11 protein-coding genes and 1 pseudogene are annotated in these 16657 nt (G+C 63.5%); all 12 read left to right on the top strand.

Annotated features, from left to right (window positions below; translation table 11 throughout):
- Window positions 1-134 precede the first annotated feature (134 nt).
- Window positions 135-1196, top strand: coding sequence for an acyl-CoA dehydrogenase family protein (locus tag A3M7_RS45275; protein WP_049823825.1), 1062 nt, complete (start codon window positions 135-137; stop codon window positions 1194-1196).
- Window positions 1193-2356, top strand: a complete 1164-nt coding sequence (locus A3M7_RS0132960; protein ID WP_049823824.1) for an acyl-CoA dehydrogenase family protein — start codon at window positions 1193-1195, stop codon at window positions 2354-2356. Before A3M7_RS45275 ends, A3M7_RS0132960 begins: the two co-directional genes overlap by 4 nt.
- A 30-nt stretch (window positions 2357-2386) precedes the next feature.
- Complete coding sequence (locus tag A3M7_RS45270; RefSeq protein ID WP_198033851.1) at window positions 2387-3844, top strand: CoA-binding protein; 1458 nt, start codon at window positions 2387-2389, stop codon at window positions 3842-3844.
- Window positions 3841-4950, top strand: a complete 1110-nt coding sequence (locus A3M7_RS0132950; protein ID WP_027547743.1) for an acyl-CoA dehydrogenase family protein — start codon at window positions 3841-3843, stop codon at window positions 4948-4950. Before A3M7_RS45270 ends, A3M7_RS0132950 begins: the two co-directional genes overlap by 4 nt.
- A gap of 14 nt (window positions 4951-4964) precedes the next feature.
- Window positions 4965-6143 carry an acyl-CoA dehydrogenase family protein gene (locus A3M7_RS0132945; protein ID WP_198033850.1) on the top strand — a complete coding sequence of 393 codons (1179 nt, stop codon included), beginning with the start codon at window positions 4965-4967 and terminating at the stop codon, window positions 6141-6143.
- Between the two features lie 66 nt (window positions 6144-6209).
- Entirely contained in the window at window positions 6210-7427 is a 1218-nt protein-coding gene (locus A3M7_RS0132940) for an acetyl-CoA C-acyltransferase (protein WP_027547741.1), read from the top strand.
- On the top strand, window positions 7424-8707 hold the full coding sequence (locus A3M7_RS45265; protein WP_063629479.1) for a 3-hydroxyacyl-CoA dehydrogenase: 1284 nt from the start codon (window positions 7424-7426) through the stop codon (window positions 8705-8707). Before A3M7_RS0132940 ends, A3M7_RS45265 begins: the two co-directional genes overlap by 4 nt.
- A 199-nt stretch (window positions 8708-8906) precedes the next feature.
- Window positions 8907-10337 carry an MFS transporter gene (locus A3M7_RS0132930; protein ID WP_049823822.1) on the top strand — a complete coding sequence of 477 codons (1431 nt, stop codon included), beginning with the start codon at window positions 8907-8909 and terminating at the stop codon, window positions 10335-10337.
- A gap of 19 nt (window positions 10338-10356) precedes the next feature.
- Window positions 10357-11670, top strand: a complete 1314-nt coding sequence (locus A3M7_RS0132925) for an alpha-amylase family glycosyl hydrolase (RefSeq protein ID WP_027547739.1) — start codon at window positions 10357-10359, stop codon at window positions 11668-11670.
- A 299-nt stretch (window positions 11671-11969) separates the two neighbouring features.
- Window positions 11970-13868 (top strand): adenylate/guanylate cyclase domain-containing protein, encoded by a 1899-nt coding sequence (locus A3M7_RS0132920; protein WP_027547738.1) that lies wholly within the window; start codon window positions 11970-11972, stop codon window positions 13866-13868.
- A pseudogene (locus tag A3M7_RS51370) lies at window positions 13865-15152 on the top strand (ABC transporter substrate-binding protein). The gene A3M7_RS0132920 and the pseudogene A3M7_RS51370 overlap by 4 nt, the downstream one beginning before the upstream one ends.
- A gap of 207 nt (window positions 15153-15359) precedes the next feature.
- Window positions 15360-16394 (top strand): IS110 family transposase, encoded by a 1035-nt coding sequence (locus A3M7_RS0132910; protein WP_027543953.1) that lies wholly within the window; start codon window positions 15360-15362, stop codon window positions 16392-16394.
- Window positions 16395-16657: the final 263 nt, after the last annotated feature.

Below are 16657 nucleotides of genomic sequence, written 5' to 3'. Positions count from 1 at the left end.
CACTTCCATGGATATGGAAGTGAGAGACATATCCATGCAACGGATTGCGGCGCCCGTCCTCCCCGATCTAGTTTGCCGGCGAATAACGAGCCGGCTTGCAGATCGCCCGGCACAATCGACACGGGAGGACTGGCGTGGACTTTGCGCGGGGAGAAAGCGACGAGATCATCGCCGAGACGATCGGGCGCTTCGCGGCTGACGAACTGCGTCCCCGTCTTCGCGAGTTCGAAGCCGCGCGCACGGTCGGCGAAAGCGTGCGGGAGCGCTTCGCCGCGCTTGGCTTCGAGGCGTTGGATATCGCCGAGGAAGCCGGCGGTGCCGGCCTCGGTCTGCTCGCTCGTGTCAGGACCAATCGTCTGTTCGCTGAAGCCGACGCCGGCGCCGCGCTTGCGCTGGACCGGTTCGCGCCGGCGATCTACGTGATCGAGGCTTTCGGCGCGGTTGAACCGCTGAAGTCGCTTGGGATGAACCTCGGGCAGTCCGACCTCCGCTTCGCCCTGGTCATGGATCCCAGTGCCGGCGACACTGCCGGTGCGCGCGTTGCCGGCCACGTGGCCTGGATACCCGCCGCCCGGGCGGATGTGCTTGTCGGCCTTGGTCCGCAGGGCGCATGGGTGTTGAAGGACGGTTTTGCTTTTGAGCCCGTCCGTGGTGCGGCCCTGCACGCCGCAGGCGCAAGCGCTGTCAGGTTTGACGGCACGCCCATTCTGGCGTGGCATGACCCGATGCGTGCGGCGCGGGCGCTCGCCAGGATCAGGATCTATTACGCGTCGCTGATCTGGGGTGTGCTGTCCGATGCGGCCGGGTTTTCGCGCAGCTACGCGCTCGACCGTGTCGCATTTGGCAAGCCGATTGCCCATCATCAGGCGCTCGCATTCCTGATCGTCGATATGCATGTCGCCGTCGCGCGGTTGGGGCTTCTGATCGAAGATGCGGCTATGGCAATCGATGCCGGCGAAGGCCGTGCCGTCGGTGCGGCGGCGGCAGCTTTCGTCGATGCCATCGAGGCGAGCCGCTTCGTCGGCCCGAATGGCGTTCAGATCCTCGGCGGCCACGGCTTCATGCGTGATTTTCCCGTCGAGAAGGCGATGCGGGACTGTCGCGCGCTCGGCCTGCTGGCGGGTGGCACCGATTCCGCGCGCGAGGATGCCGGCGCGGGACTTGCGGCGACAATCTCGGAGAGGATCGCCGCGTGAACAAATTCAGCGCCGCACTCAATGTGCATATCGAGCAGATCCGGGAGTGGGGGCAGCGCGAGGTACGGCCGGCCGGACTCGAGGCCGATCGCAACGGCGCACCGTTGCCGCCCGATCATCCCTATTTCGCCTTGTATGTCGATTTCCGGAGGAGGCATCCCGGGCCGGTCGACGACGGCGCGGTGCCTGAAGGTCCCGCGGTCCGAATGGCCGCAATCAATGAGGAGAATGCCTATTGGGATCGCGGCATGGGTGTCGCTGCGCCAGGGCCGGGACTGCCGGCGCCGATCGTCACCGCCGCCGGCACGCCGGAGCAGCGCGAGCACTTCCTTGGGCCATTCCGCGGCAGTGAGATTCCACGCTGGGGCAGCTTCGCGTTGACGGAACCAAGCGGAGGCTCGGACACGGCGGCGTTCCGTACCCGCGCGACGCGCACCGATCGCGGCTTTCTGCTCAACGGCGCCAAATGCTTCATCGGCAATGCAGCTCGCGCCGACTGGGTGCTGGTGCAGGCCAATCTCGATCCCGACAAGGGCCGCTCCGGGCAGCGGTCGTTTTTCGTCGAGCGTGGCAACAGCGGCATGACCGGGATCAAGGTCGAGAACAAGATGGGGCTCCGCGCCTATGAGTCGGTGTCGTTCATCCTCGAGGACTGCGAGGTCCCGCGTGACAACATCCTGGGCGGCGAGCGGTCCGAACACACGTCTAGGTCAAGCGCCTACGGCGCCACGATGGGAACGCTCAACACGACGCGTGTTGGCGTCGCGGCGAGCGCCGTCGGCCTGGCGCGCTCCGCTTATGACGAGGCGTTGAATTTCGCGAAGCAGTCAGGCGCGTTCAGGTCGATACGGGTGCGCGACCGGCTGGAGGCGATGCACCGGCAGCTTCGCACGGCCTGGCTCATGACGCTTCGCGCGGCCTGGAAGGCTGACAGCAGGATTCCCAACATCGTGGACGCTTCGATGGCCAAGGTGTTTGCCGCCGAGACCGCCCAGGATCTCGCCAGTGCCGGCATGGAGATCGTCGGGCTTGAGGCAGGTGCCGGTCATCACCTCGTCGAGAAGCTGTTTCGCGACGCGAAAGCGCTGAACATCGTCGAGGGCACCGGGCAGATCCAGCGCATCATCATGGCGAGACATCTCGTCGGACTGCCGCGCTGACCAGACCCGAAACATTGCATGGATGGTCCTTTGAACAAAATTCTCCGCCCATTGGACGCGGCGTCGATCGCTACCTTTCTTGCTCCCCGCTCGATTGCCGTCATCGGCGCCGCTCCCGCCGAACAGCGCTCCATCCGCGGCATGTTGCTGCGGGTGCTGCGCCGCGCCGGCTTCACCGGACGGATTGCACCGGTCAATCCGAGCTACCGCGAGGTCAACGGCCTGCGCTGCTATCCCGCCATTGGCGCGGTCAAGTTCCCGATCGATCTCGCCATCATCGCCCTCCCAGCGGAGCTGGTCTGCGACATCGTCGAACAATGCGTCGCGGCCGGCGTTCGTGCGGCGATCATCATTTCTTCGGGGTTCGCCGAGGAAAGCGTTGCGAAGGCCGAACGTCAGTTGCGGTTGTCGGACATTGCGCGACGCACCGGAATCCGTATCTGCGGCCCGAATTGCGAGGGGTTCTATAACGTCGCCGGATGCGTCGCGGCGACATTCAGCGCGGCAGCGGAGCCTTCGCTTTCGGGCTCGACGCGAAACGCGGCTGGCGGTCGCGTGGCGATCGTGGCGCAGAGCGGGGGGCTCGGCTTCTCGCTATTCAGTCGCGGGCGCGCCGCCGGCCTCGAGATCGGCCATGTCGTCACGACGGGCAATGAGTGCGATCTCACCGGGGTCGACTTCATCGCGCATTTTGCAGGCGATCCCGGCTGTGCGGCCATCATCGCTTACCTTGAGGAGGTACGTGATTTCGAGCGGTTCGCGGCTGCGGCGGGCCGGGCGCAAGCGGCGGGCAAGCCGGTGATCGTGATCAAGATCGGCCGATCCGAAGCCGGCCGCCGCGCGGCTGTCGCGCACACCGCAAGCGATACGGGCGTGGCTACGGATTTTGACGCGATGTTCGCGGCTACCGGCGTGATCGCGGTCGCTGATCCGGATGATGCGATCGCGGCAGCGCTTGGACGCCTGACCAACCCGGTCGCCGCCGGGCGTCGTGTCGGCATCGTCACGACAGCGGGAGGCGCCGGAACCGTCCTGAGCGAATGTCTCACGGAAGCCGGGTTCAGCGTTCCCGTATTGGATCAGACGCTGCAGGCGCGGCTTCGACCGACGTTCCCCTCCTATGGCTCCGCCGCGAACCCGATCGATGTCACGGCGCAAGGCATTTTCACGGGCGGCGTTCTTCAGTCGCTCGAGGTGCTGCTTGACGGCGAGGACGTCGACTCCGTCGTGTTGGCGCTGTCGCTGTCGAACGAACGCAGCATCTCGCTGGACGTGGCGGCGCTTGGCGCGCTCCGCGCGCGCCGATCAAAGCCCGTCCTGATCTACAGTTACACCCTGCTGTCACCCTTCGCGCGCGAAGCGCTCTCGACCGCGGGATTTGCGGTGTTCGAGCGGGCGCGGGACCTTGTCGTCGCCATGCGCGCACTGAGCACCGCCGGCCGCGACGACCGCGCGAGCGCATTCGACAGCGGAGCCATGGCATCATGATCAGCTTCGATGTCACTGACGAACAGAGCCAGATCCGCGACATGCTCCTCACCTTCGCGAAGGAGGAGCTGGCGCCGCGGGCACGGCAGGCCGACGAAACGTGCGCTGCGCCGGCCGAATTGCTCTACGAAGCATGGTCCCTGGGGCTGGCTTCGCTTGCGATTCCGGAGGCCTATGGTGGCGACGGCGCGCCGCGCTCGGCCCTGACCGGCGCGTTGATGCTGGAAGCGATGGGCTCCGGATGCGCCGGGCTCGGCGGCACCGCCGCTGCATCGTCGCTGTTTGTCAACCCGCTGATCGACCTCGGGTCGGAAGAACAGAAGAAACGTGAGCTGCCGAAATTCTGCGGGAATGCGCGTCGCGTGGCAACGCTTGCGCTGCACGAGGACTCGTTTGCGTTCGATCCGTCGCGGATCGTCACCCGCGCCGAACCGAGGGCGGACGGTTGGCGGATCACCGGCGTCAAGCGGCTGGTGCCACTCGGCGAGGAGGCTGAGGATATGCTCGTGCTCGCGCGGGCATCCGACGCGCCGGGCATTGACGGGATCAAGGCCTTCATCGTCCCTCCGCGTGCCCCAGGCGTCACGATCACCCGCGAGAGCGGCACCATCGGGCTCACGCCGATGCGGTTTGCCCGGGTCGAGCTTGCCGGCGTTTCGCTTCCACCTGACGCGGTCCTCGGCGAGGGCGGTGGCGGGGATATCCGCCCGCTGCTGGCCAGCCTGCGCATTGGTGGTGCGGCGCTCGCCGTGGGGTTGGTGCGCGCGGTAACCGATTTCGCGATTCCGTACGCCAGGGAACGTGTCGCATTCGGTGAGCCGATCGCAAGGAAGCAGTCGATCGCCTTCATGCTGGCCGATATGCATATCGAGTGCGACGCTATGCGCTGGCTGGTGTGGAAGGCGGCCGCCGCGTTCGATCGAGGAGCCGATGTTTCGAAAATGGCGGTCCTTGCGCAGAACTACGTCAACCGCCGCGCGATCAGGATCGCCGATGATGGGCTGCAGATATTCGGAGGCCACGGCTACATCCGCGACCTTCCGCTCGAGATGTGGCTGCGCAACGCGCGGATGCTGACCATCCACGGCGCGCTCGCGGCGGCATGAAGGAGCAGAGCAGCATGGTGGATTTCACGCTTTCCGACACCGATCTGGAAATTCTTTCTGGTGTCGCCGAGGAGGCAAAGGCCAGCGAGAAATACGCGCGCCACTACGACGCGCACGAGGACGAAATCCTGCCCAAGGCGTTTGCCGAGGCCGCGGCGTTCCCCTCGCTGCTCGAACGGATGCGGCGTCGGCCGAGCGACGACACGCCATCCGTGGTCTTGCAGATGCTGATCAGGATCGAGCGCGAGGCGCACAACGGCGTGCCGTTGCGCCAGGCGCCATCGGCGCTGGGCAATGCGGCGCTGGGCGCGGCCGGCACGCCCGCGCAGCAGAAGCGGTGGGGGCATCTGATGCTGGCGATGTCGATCACCGAGCCGGGTGCCGGATCCGATACCAAGGCGATCCAGACGACCGCCGTGCTCGACGGCGACGAGTGGGTGCTCAATGGCGACAAGATCTTCGTCACCAATGGCGTGCGGTGCCACGGCACGATCGTCTGGGCGACCGTCAGCAAGGCGGCCGGTCGCGGCGGCATCAAATCGTTCCTGGTGCTGAAGGGCACGCCCGGGTTCGAGCTGGTCCGCAAGGAAAAGAAGCTCGGAATTCGCAGCAGCGATACCGCGGCCTACGCGTTTCGTGATTGCCGCATCCCGCGCGACCACCTGATCGGTGGCGACGAGCGCGTGCCGCAAAGCGCGGACGAGGGCTCCGCCTCCTACAAAGGGGTGCTCAAGACGTTCAACGTTACCCGTCCGACCGTCGCCGCGGGCGGCATCGGAAAGGCGCTCGGCGCTTTCCGGTATGCGCGGGATCGCCTGGCTGAGGAAGGGATCGCGGTCGATTGGGACAAGGGACCGCACGATCGGACCTCCACGGAGCAGACGCTGCTGGAGCTCGAGGCCGACATCGAGGCCGCGACGCTGACGGTGCTGCGGGCCACCTGGCTCGCGGCGCGCGGCGAGCCCAACAATCTCGAGGCATCAGTCGCAAAAGCAAAGGGCGGCGAGCTCTGTCGCAGCGGTCCGCAGCGCGCGATGGAGCTGCTGGGGGCAATGAGCCTCAGCCACGATCATCCGGTCGAGCAATTCCTGCGCGATGGCCGCATCACCGACATCTATGAGGGCACCGGCCAGATCCAGCGGCTCGTCATCGCGCGTGCCATCCTCGGATATTCGTCGGCCGAGCTCAGTTGAACGCAGGGCACAGGCCAAAACCCGGCGCGGTTGATCGACGGGACGTTCCGGACAGGAGGAGTTTTGATGCGCGAAGCTGTGATCGTATCGACGGCGCGGACGCCGATCGGCAAGGCCTATCGAGGCGCGTTCAACAACACGACGGCGCCGACGCTGGGGGGCCACGTCATTCGCGCAGTCGTCGAGCGCGCCGGGCTCGATCCAGCCGAGGTCGACGATGTGGTGATGGGCGCCGCCCAGCAGCAGGGGACCTCCGGCAACAACGTCGCCCGTCACGCTGCGCTACGCGCCGGACTTCCCGACAGCGTCGCCGCGATGTCGATCGATCGCAAATGCTCGTCCGGTCTGATGGCGATCGCGACTGCCGCGAAATACATCATCAATGACGGTGCACCGGTCGCGATCGGCGGCGGCCTGGAATCGATCAGCCTGGTGCAGAACGACAAGGTCAATCGTTACCGCGCGTGGGACGATTGGATCCTCCGCCGCGCGACGGGTCTCACGAGCTCGATGATCGAGACGGCCGAGCTCGTTGCGGAGCGGTACGGCGTCAGTCGCGAGGCGCAGGACGACTATGCCCTGCGATCGCAGCAGCGGACGGCGACAGCGCAGGCCGAAGGCCGCTTCGACCGGGAAATCGCGCCGCTCACGACCGAGATGACGATCATGGATCACGCCGGCGGCGAAATCGCCAGCAGGGAGGTTACGCTGACGCGGGACGAGGGCAATCGTCCGCAAACCACCCTTGAGGATCTCGCGAAGCTCAGGCCCGTGTTCGGCGGCGGGCGCTTTGTCAAGCAGGGGCGATTTGTCACCGCCGGAAACGCCTCGCAACTGTCCGACGGCGCCGCGGCGGTGCTCCTGATGGAAGCCGCGGAGGCGGAGCGGCGCGGTCTGGAGCCGCTCGGGGCCTATCGCGGCATGGCGGTCGCCGGATGTGCGCCGGAGGAGATGGGGATCGGCCCGGTCTTCGCGGTACCGAAGCTGCTCGAGCGCAACGGACTGCGGATCGACGATATCGACCTGTGGGAACTGAATGAGGCGTTCGCCTCGCAGCTGCTGTATTGCCGCGACCGGCTCGGCATTCCCGACGAGCGGCTCAACGTCTCGGGCGGGGCGATTGCGATCGGTCATCCCTATGGCATGACGGGCGCGCGCTGCGTCGGACATCTGATGCATGAGGGGAGGCGCCGCAAGGCCCGCTACGGCGTGGTGACGATGTGCTGCGCAGGCGGCATCGGTGCCGCCGGCCTGTTCGAGATTTTTCATGGGGGAACTGCATGAGCCAGCGCGAGCTCGATCTGTCGGAGGTACAGCAGCACATCCTCGCCGCCGAACGCGACGCGGCGAGGATCGATGGTGTGAGTGCCGATACGCCGCGGATCCCGATCCAACGCGTCGGCATCCTCGGCGCCGGTACGATGGGGGGCGGCATCGCCATGAACTTCCTGTCGATCGGCATTCCCGTGACGATCGTCGAGCGTGACCAGGTTTCGCTGGAGCGGGGCATCGCCGCGATCCGCCGAAACTACGAGCGCGCCGTAAGCCGCGGCCGCCTCGCCGCGGAAGACGCCGAGCGTGCGCTGGCATTGCTGACGCCGAGCCTCGGCATCGACGACCTCGCCGACAGCGATCTCATCATCGAGGCCGTGTTCGAGAACATGGCGGTCAAGAAGGATGTGTTTCGCAAGCTCGATGCGATCGCCAAACCGGACGCCATTCTGGCGTCGAACACCAGCCGGCTCGACATCGACGTGATTGCCGCGGAGACGCACCGGCCCGAGGCGGTGATCGGCCTGCACTTCTTCTCGCCGGCGAACGTCATGCGGTTGCTGGAGATCGTACGTGGGGCGAAGACCGGGCCGGCGCAGCTTGCGACCGCCATGGACCTCGCCGGACGGATCGGCAAGATCGCCGTCGTTTCGGGCGTCTGCCCGGGGTTCATCGGCAACCGCATGCTGGGCCGGCGACAGGCGCAGGCGCAGAGGCTGATCCTCGAAGGCGCAAGACCCTGGGATGTCGATCGCGTGTTGACCGAATTCGGGTTTCCGATGGGGCCGTTCCAGATGAGCGATCTGGCGGGCCTCGATCTCGGCTGGCGGCGCGAGACCTCGAAGGGCGAAAGCATTCGCGATCTGCTGTGTGAACGTGACCGCCGCGGCCAGAAGACGTCGAAGGGCTACTACGACTACGACGCAGAGCGGGTCGCGACGCCGTCGCAGGAAGTCGAGGCACTCATTGCCGAGTTTTCGAGGAGCCGGGGTTATCGTTCGCGTCAGGTCACGGACGATGAGATCCTGGAGCGGCTGCTCTATCCCATGATCGACGAGGGCATGAAGATCCTCGATGAGGGTATCGCGCAGCGCGCGTCTGACATCGATGTGGTCTGGCTCAATGGCTACGGTTGGCCTGCGCACACGGGAGGCCCGATGTTCTGGGCGGAGGGCGTCGGGCTCGGCCGCATCGCCGCGCGACTTCAGTTCCATGCTGACAAGCTAGGCCCGGATGGCGCGCTGTCGCCGCGGCTCGCACGCATCGCCGCGCCGGGTGGGCATACGAACTGATCCGCGCGTCCGGCGCATATTTCCATATCCATGGAAGTGCGCGGACGTCTCGCGCAGATGAGGCGGATCGCGATCAGTGACGATAGGATCGATGCCATGGCCGGCATTGGTCACCTGGTTTGTGGTGGCTGATCGCAAAAGAGCCCGTCGCAACAATCGCGCGTGATCGTAGCAGCCGCGCCACAGGGAAACGCACCGGATGTCTGAGGATGTTATCGCCGCGTTGCGACCTGTCACGACCGCGAACTCCGGCTCTCGCACGCTGACGCTCAGTGCGTGGTCCTGGGTCGGCTACGAGGCGACGCGGATCCCGTATCTGGTGCTGCTCAAGATCTACATCTTTGCACCCTATGTCAGCAAGATCATGATCGGCGATCCCGTGCTTGGGCAGACGTTGTTTGCTCGATACGGCTTTGTTGCGGGTTTGGTCGGAGCCGTGACAGTGCCGTTTCTCGGCGCCTCGCTCGACCGGATGGGCCCGCGAAAGCCGTGGATCACGGCCTGCATCCTGATCTCGTTGCCGCTGCTGGTCAGCCTGTGGTGGGCGAAGCCGGACCGCAGCGGACTGTCGGTTCATGCCGTGCTGGTGATCGTGATGGCGCTCAATCTGTTGTTCGTCTATTCCGAGATCCTGCATAACGCGATGTTGGGACCGGCGGTCGGGATGTCGCGGGTTGGCCGCTACTCGGGTGTCAGCCTGGGGGTCGCAAATCTCGTGTCCGTCGCCATCATGACGTTCCTGTTGTGGGGATTTGCGCTTCCCGGGCAGTTGCATTGGTTCGGGATCCCCGACGTGCCGCTGTTTGGCTTCTCGCAGGCAAGCCACGAGATGGAGCGATCGATCGGGCCTCTGATCGCAGCGCTCGGCTGCGTCGGCCTGTTGATGCTGCTTCGCTTCACCATCGACGCGCCGGCATCGGGCGAGACCTTCCTGAGGGCGATCCGCCTCGGTTCAAGGGACGTGTTCGACCTGATCGCCGGTCTGCGAAAGCAGCCGAATCTGCTGAAATTCCTGATCGCCCGGACCTTCTATGCCGACGGCTTTCACACCCTCATCATCTTCGAAGGCATCTATGCTTCGGGCGTGATGGGATGGCACGGCTTCAAGCTGCTGAGTTTTGCCGTCGTCAAGATCGCATTCGCTGCTCTCGGCGGCTTGCTGGCGGCAAGCCTGAACGCGCGACTTGGCACGCGCCGCGCCATCATCGTCCAGATATCGGTTACGGTCGTTCTGCTGGTCATGGTGCTCGGCACGACGCCGGACCGGATGATCTTCTTCTGGCCCCATGACCCGGCCGCGCGGCCGCTTTGGAGCGGCCCGGTTTTTCGAACCGTGCCCGAGATCGCCTTCATGCTGCTGTCGGGATCGATGACGGCGTTCGCGGTGGCCTCGATCGCGTCGGGGCGCGCCATGATCATTCAGATCGTGCCGCCGATGCGTGTTGGCTCCTATTTCGGGCTGTTCGGCCTGACCGCCAGCACGACAGTCTGGATCGCTCCGATGCTGGTTGGAATCCTGACGGCGCGCTTTCAGTCCCAGGCCGTCGGTCTCGTTCCGATCGCCGTGCTGTTGACCCTCGGTGCGATCGGCATGATCTTCGTCAAGGGTGGCGACCGGCTTGAGGAGTGAATGTGGCTTGGAGGGGCGCGTGAACAACTGGATCGAGCACGCCATCTGGTGGCATGTGTATCCGCTCGGCTTCGTCGGCGCCGAACGGGAGGCCAGCGCGTGTACCGGCATCGTGCATCGCCTTGACCACATTGTCCGGTGGCTGGATTACGCCGTGGAGCTCGGCGCGTCCGGTATCCTGCTGGGGCCGATCTTTGCCTCGTCGACCCATGGCTACGACACGACCGATCACCTCCTGATTGACAGGCGGCTTGGGGACGATGCGGACTTCGACGCATTCGTCGAAGCGGCTCGTCGCCGCGGCCTGCGCATTATCCTGGACGGCGTGTTCAACCATATGGGCCGCCAATCTCCGCGCTTTCAGCGCGCCGTCGCTGGCGGTCCGCAATCGCCGGAAGCCTCCTGGTTTCGCTTGACCTGGCCGGCGGACGGAAAGGAGCCTGATTGCGCGACCTTCGAAGGTCACCACCAGCTTGTGACGCTCAATCATGACGAACCCGCGGTCGCCGACTATGTCATACGTGTGATGAACCACTGGCTTGATCGCGGTGCCGATGGTTGGCGCCTCGACGCGGCCTATGCTGTCCCGCGGCAATTCTGGAACCGCGTCTTGCCCGTGGTTCGCGCGCGGCATGCCGACGCCTACATCTTCGGCGAGGTGATCCACGGTGACTATGCCAGCTTCGTCGACGCGACCGGCGTCGATGCGGTCACGCAGTACGAGCTTTGGAAGGCGATCTGGAGCGCCCTGAACGATCGCAACTTCCATGAGCTCGCATGGGCGCTCGCGCGGCACAATGCGATGATCGACCGGTTCGTGCCGCAGACGTTCATCGGCAATCACGACGTTACGCGGATCGCGAGCCAGCTTCTGGACGAACGGCACATCGCGCACGCGCTGGTCATTCTCATGACCTGTGGCGGCACCCCCTCGATCTATGCGGGGGATGAACAGGCGTTCCGTGGAATCAAGGAGCGCCGGGCCGGAGGCGACGACGCGATCCGTCCGGCCTTTCCGGCGGCGCCGGCCGAGCTGGCGCCATTCGGCTGGCCGACGTACCGGCTGCATCAGGAGCTGATCGGACTACGGCGGAGGCATCCATGGCTCGTTCGGGCGAAGACCCGCATGGTCGAGATTCGCAATACGGACCTGGTCTTCGAAGCATTCGATGAAGGCGATCGGCTATGGGTTGCGCTGAACCTGGCCGACGCAACGGTCGGACGCACCATCGATTCCGGCGTCGACAGGCTCGCAGGATCAGGCGCGGTGTGCAGGGCGGGCGGCAGGACCGAGCTTACGCTGCCGCCACATGGGTGGGCTATCCTAGGTTAGCGACAGCTTGTCAGGCGCGGCAGGCTCCGGACAATACAAGCTCATGATGAGCCCGCTCACCGCTGAAGCGGACGAAACTCCATTTTCCGACAGTAGCTTAAATGGTGGGTTTGGCCTGGAAAGGTCAAAATGAAGGTGACACAACCTCCATGTGACATTTGGACAGCAGCCATTACTGCTTTTTGGAGTACTATCGCGACAGCGGGAATATTCGGATAAACGACAGCCAGCAAACGGTGAGCGGGCAATCGCGCCGAAGCGAACCGTAGAGCGCCTGAATGACGATCGGGTAGACACGGATGTTCACCTTCCGGACCTCCATCACCTTTGCGGTCATGTCGTTTGTCGTGGCGCTGACCTTGCTGCTGGTCGCCATTCAACTGCGCTCGTTGCGCTTTGCCACGCGCGAAGCCGCGTCGGCCTACATGGACGCAACCAGCACCAAGGTGCTCGGCCGGCTTCAGGGCGAGCTTTCCACGATTTCGTCCCTGGTCCATGTGCTGGCTACGAGTTCGAGCGTCGCAGACTCCAATGAGAGGAGCGAGACCGGCCGTGCAATTCCGTTGTTCAAGGCCGCGCTGCAAGAATATCCGCAGATGGACAGCATCTATGCCGGTTTCGAGAATGGTGCCTGGCTCCAGGTGCGGCGCATCAGAGGCCTTACCGAGGAGCAGCGCGAGAGCTTGCGCGCGCCGGCGAACGCCGAGATTGCGATCAGTCTCATACGCCCTACGATGGACGGCGATCTGCCGCTACGGCGCATCTTTCAGGACAAGCAAGGCAACGAGATTGCAGAGCTCGACCTGTGGAAATACGGCTACGACCCCCGCAAACGTTCCTGGTATTGGGCGACGATGCAAGCGGATAATCCCTACATTTCGGAGCCCTACCTCGCGTACAGCATAGGCGCGCCGGTCATCACCGTGAGCGCGCCGCTGCGAGGCAAGGTGCCGGGCGTTCTTGCCGCCGACCTCAAGCTCGATACGTTCAGCGAGTTTGTCCAGGCTCAGCGGCCGGGCGAGCATGGTACGGTCATGATTTTCGACCAGGCAGGATCAATTATCGCCCACCCCGAATTTTCAGACCTCGTTACGAATGCAATGACGCACCCGGCCCGATCGTCGTTGCCGAGCATCGATGAGATCAATACGGGAATGATGGCCTCGGTGATCCGCGGTTCGTACAACCGGGACAGCTATGAAGGAAGCATCGATGACGGGACGGGCAAGGGCTTTCTCTTCCGAGTGACGAAGTTCGCGCTCGGCGAACGTTACAACGGCAGCATTCTGCTACTGGCTGCCCAGGACGACTTCGTTCAGAATGTCCGCAGGCTTCAGTTCACCGGACTTGTCCTTGCGATGCTGGTTGGCGCTGCCTTCCTTCCGATCGTCTGGATGTTCGGCAGCCAGATGTCGCGGTCCATCCAGCGCGTTACCGCTCAGGCCCGCCAATTGCAGACATTATCTGAGCCCGAACTGGTGCCGGTAACGTCCTATATCAAGGAAATCCACGCGCTGGGCAGTACAATGAATCTCGCGCAGCGCGCGATATGGTCGTTCGCCCACTTCGTTCCCAAGGAGATCGTCCGCGGGTTGATCGAAAATTCCATCTCGACCAGGCTCGGCGGGGTCAAGCAGGAGGTCACGCTGGTTTTCACCGACGTGCAGGGCTTTACTACCATTGCCGAGGCTGCGGACCCAGACGTGCTGATGCGCCAGACGTCGCGGTATTTTTCGGCAATGACGGCAGCGTTCCTCGCTGAAGGGGGCACGGTCGACAAATTCATCGGCGACGCGTTGATGGTTTTCTGGAACGCGCCGAACCCGCAGGCGGATCACGTCGCCCGTGCTTGCCGGGCGGTGCTGGCAGCGAAGGCCGCCGGCGAGCGGCTCAACGTCGAGTTCGAGGCCGATGGACTGAAGCCTTTCATCACAAGATTCGGCATTCATGTCGGCGAAGCGGTGGTCGGTAACCTCGGATCCAGCGAGCGCATGAACTACACGGCGCTCGGCAACACCGTCAATCTCGCTGCCCGCCTTGAAGGCCTGAACAAGGATACCCGGACAACGATCCTGGTTAGTGAGGATGTGTACTCTCGGGTCGAAAGTCTCTTCAAGTTCAGGGCTCTTGATGCCGTCGTTGCCAAGGGCATGACACGCGAAACTCGTATTTTCGAACTCGTCGGGGCATCGACATGAGTAAGTCACCGCTGTCTTGCGGCATTCTGTCGACGCTGCTGGCGCTCTGGCTGAGCCTCGCCGGTTCATTCGTTCACGCCGCCCAAGACACGATCAAGGTCGGTATCCTGCACTCACTGTCTGGCAACTTGGCGATTAGCGAGTCCGTCCTCAAAGACACGGTCCTGATGCTGATTGCGGACCAGAACAGGAAGGGAGGGCTGCTTGGAAAGCGACTCGAGCCGGTCGTTGCCGACCCCGCGTCCGATCGGGACACCTTTGCCGAAAAGGCCGGCGTGTTGTTGACCCAGGACAAGGTCGCGGTGGTCTTTGGCGGCTGGACGTCTCTTTCCCGAAAAGCGGCAATTCCCATTTTCGAGCAAATGAACGGCTTGCTCTACTATCCCGTTCAATCCGAAGGCGAAGAAAGTTCTCGCAACGTTTTCTACTTGGGCGCCACGCCGAGCCAGCAGGCGATACCGGCGATCCGCTACCTGATGAGCAAGGAGGGTGGCAATGTTCGCCGATGGGTCTTGCTCGGAACCGACTATCTCTATCCGCGCAAGACCAACGAGATTATGAGCGTCTATCTCGCGACCGAGGGTGTGCCTTCAGAGGACATTACGGCGATCTACGCATCGCCGGACCAATCCGACTGGCGCGAGATCGTTCAGAGCGTGAAGGCCTATGCCTCCGGAGGAGACGGCAGTGATCTCAACCGTCATCGGTGAATCAAACGTTCAACTGTACGCCGAGCTGGTGAAGCAACAGATCGATACGAGCAGAACGCCATTTATGTCTCTCACCGTCAGCGAGCGGGAGTTGCGTGGCCTGGATCTCGGCGGACTTGCCGGGCACCTGGCTGCGCGAAACTACTTTCAGTCCGTCAAGTCGCCGGAAAACGACGTGTTCGTGAAAATGTGGGCGGATTTCAACGAACAGCGGGACACCACCACAAATGATCAGATGGAAGCGACCTTCCTTGGCTTCAGAATGTGGACTCAGGCTGTCAGTCAAGCAGGCACGGCTGATGTCAATGCCGTCAGGCAAGCCATGTACGGCCAGCGAGTCAGTGCGCCAAGCGGCTTTGAAGTGGTGATGAACACCAATCATCATCTCTCCAAGCCAGTCATGATCGGCAAGCTCCAGGCTTCAGGAAGCTTCGATGTGGTCTGGCAGTCAATCAACCCGATCAAGGCTTCGGTTTGGAGCAGGTACCTTCCCGAGAGCGCAAAGCGCACCGCTGATTGGACCTTCCCTTGGGTTTGCGGCGGATGTACCGAGCCGACCTTCAAAGATAGGTAGCATGTCGATATACGAAGCAACACGCCGTCCATCGAAAACGACTTCGGCCACGATCGCACCGTCCGGACCACCACGGCGTGGAAGTGGACGGCGGTCGGCGTCGGGGCGAACCGGACATCGACGAAGACTTATGATGGGGTGGACGCCCCGCCGACGGCATCGATGTGCCAAAGTGGAGGTGTTTAGCACCACTTAAGGGAGGCGTCCGTGGCAGAGGTTAGCATAATCGGTCTGGATATCGCCAAGCATGTTTTCCACGTTCATGGCGCGGATGGGAAAGGACGGACTTTATTCAGCAAACGGATCAGCCGGGGAAAGTTGCTGGATTTCTTCGCGGCTCAGCCGATCTGCACAGTAGCCTTAGAGGCATGTGGAGGAGCTCATCACTGGGCTCGGCAGCTCGCGCAGCTTGGCCATAGCGTTCGGCTGATCCCTCCCGCGTATGTAAAGCCATTTGTGAAGCGACAAAAGAACGACGCGATTGATGCTGAGGCGATCTGCGAAGCCGCGCAGCGGCCGAGCATGCGGTTCGTTGCCGTAAAGAGCGAGGAGCAACAGGCTGCGGGCTTGGTATTTCGAACCCGTGACCTGTTAGTGCGGCAACGAACCCAGCTCATCAACGCGATCCGAGGACACCTCACGGAGTATGGTTGGATCGCGCCCAAGGGGCCATCACATGTGGCGAAACTTACCGACCACATCGAAGAAGAAGCTATGGCCAGTTCACTTCCCGAAGCGGCCCGCCCCATGTTACGAGTGATGCTAGACCTGCTCGCCGAGTTGAATGGCAAGATCGCATATCTCGACCAGGAGATCGCTCGGCGCGCTCGCGAAGACGAGGTATCGCGCAGGCTGATGACCATTCCTGGCATTGGCCCAATCTCCGCCACCGCGATCGCCGCTCTAGCACCGCCGGCCGAGACCTTTTCCAAAGGCCGTGACTTCGCGGCATGGCTCGGTCTCACGCCTCTTCAAAGATCGACAGGCGGCAAGCAGAAGCTCGGTGCGACATCCAAGATGGGCGAACGCACGCTTAGGCGCCTCCTCATCATCGGCAGCAGCGCGGTTGTGCAACAGGCAAGCAAACGCGGTGCGCCAAGGGGTTCGTGGCTCGAACAGATGCTGGCTCGCAAACCACGCATGCTGGTAACAGTCGCCCTCGCCAACAAGATGGCGCGGATCGTCTGGGCGCTACTTATCAAGCAGGAGAATTACAGGGCTCCGGTCGCAGCCAAGGCGTGATCCTGGCGGACCTGAGGTCGTCGGAGGTGTAGTCGGTCGAAGGAGAGTATGGCGCAACAGTCGGCGAGACGAGGCCGGAAGAACCAGGCGTACTCATCGTGCCCAGAGCACGCTTTTATGATTTGGTTCCGGTCTGCGAACTCCCATACGGGCCCGCAGCTTCATCGCTGCACCATCAGAGGCCGGACAGATGGCAGCATCCGACTACGTGCCGATCTTCTTCAAAAATCGCTTGCATCTCGCGGGGCGTCCACAGATGAGTA

It is taken from the genome of Bradyrhizobium sp. WSM2254, assembly GCF_000472645.1.
Lineage (GTDB): Bacteria > Pseudomonadota > Alphaproteobacteria > Rhizobiales > Xanthobacteraceae > Bradyrhizobium > Bradyrhizobium niftali.
The sequence above is the reverse complement of the archived record's forward strand: the minus strand, read 5'-3'. Positions and strand labels throughout refer to the sequence as shown.

Bases quoted from the DNA above. Each gene is read 5' to 3' on its own strand.
- A3M7_RS0132950 (WP_027547743.1), top strand. From the start codon at position 3,841: ATGATCAGCTTCGATGTCACTGACGAACAGAGCCAGATCCGCGACATG.
- A3M7_RS0132945 (WP_198033850.1), top strand. From the start codon at position 4,965: ATGGTGGATTTCACGCTTTCCGACACCGATCTGGAAATTCTTTCTGGT.
- A3M7_RS0132940 (WP_027547741.1), top strand. From the start codon at position 6,210: ATGCGCGAAGCTGTGATCGTATCGACGGCGCGGACGCCGATCGGCAAG.
- A3M7_RS0132920 (WP_027547738.1), top strand. From the start codon at position 11,970: ATGTTCACCTTCCGGACCTCCATCACCTTTGCGGTCATGTCGTTTGTC.
- A3M7_RS45265 (WP_063629479.1), top strand. From the start codon at position 7,424: ATGAGCCAGCGCGAGCTCGATCTGTCGGAGGTACAGCAGCACATCCTC.
- A3M7_RS0132930 (WP_049823822.1), top strand. From the start codon at position 8,907: ATGTCTGAGGATGTTATCGCCGCGTTGCGACCTGTCACGACCGCGAAC.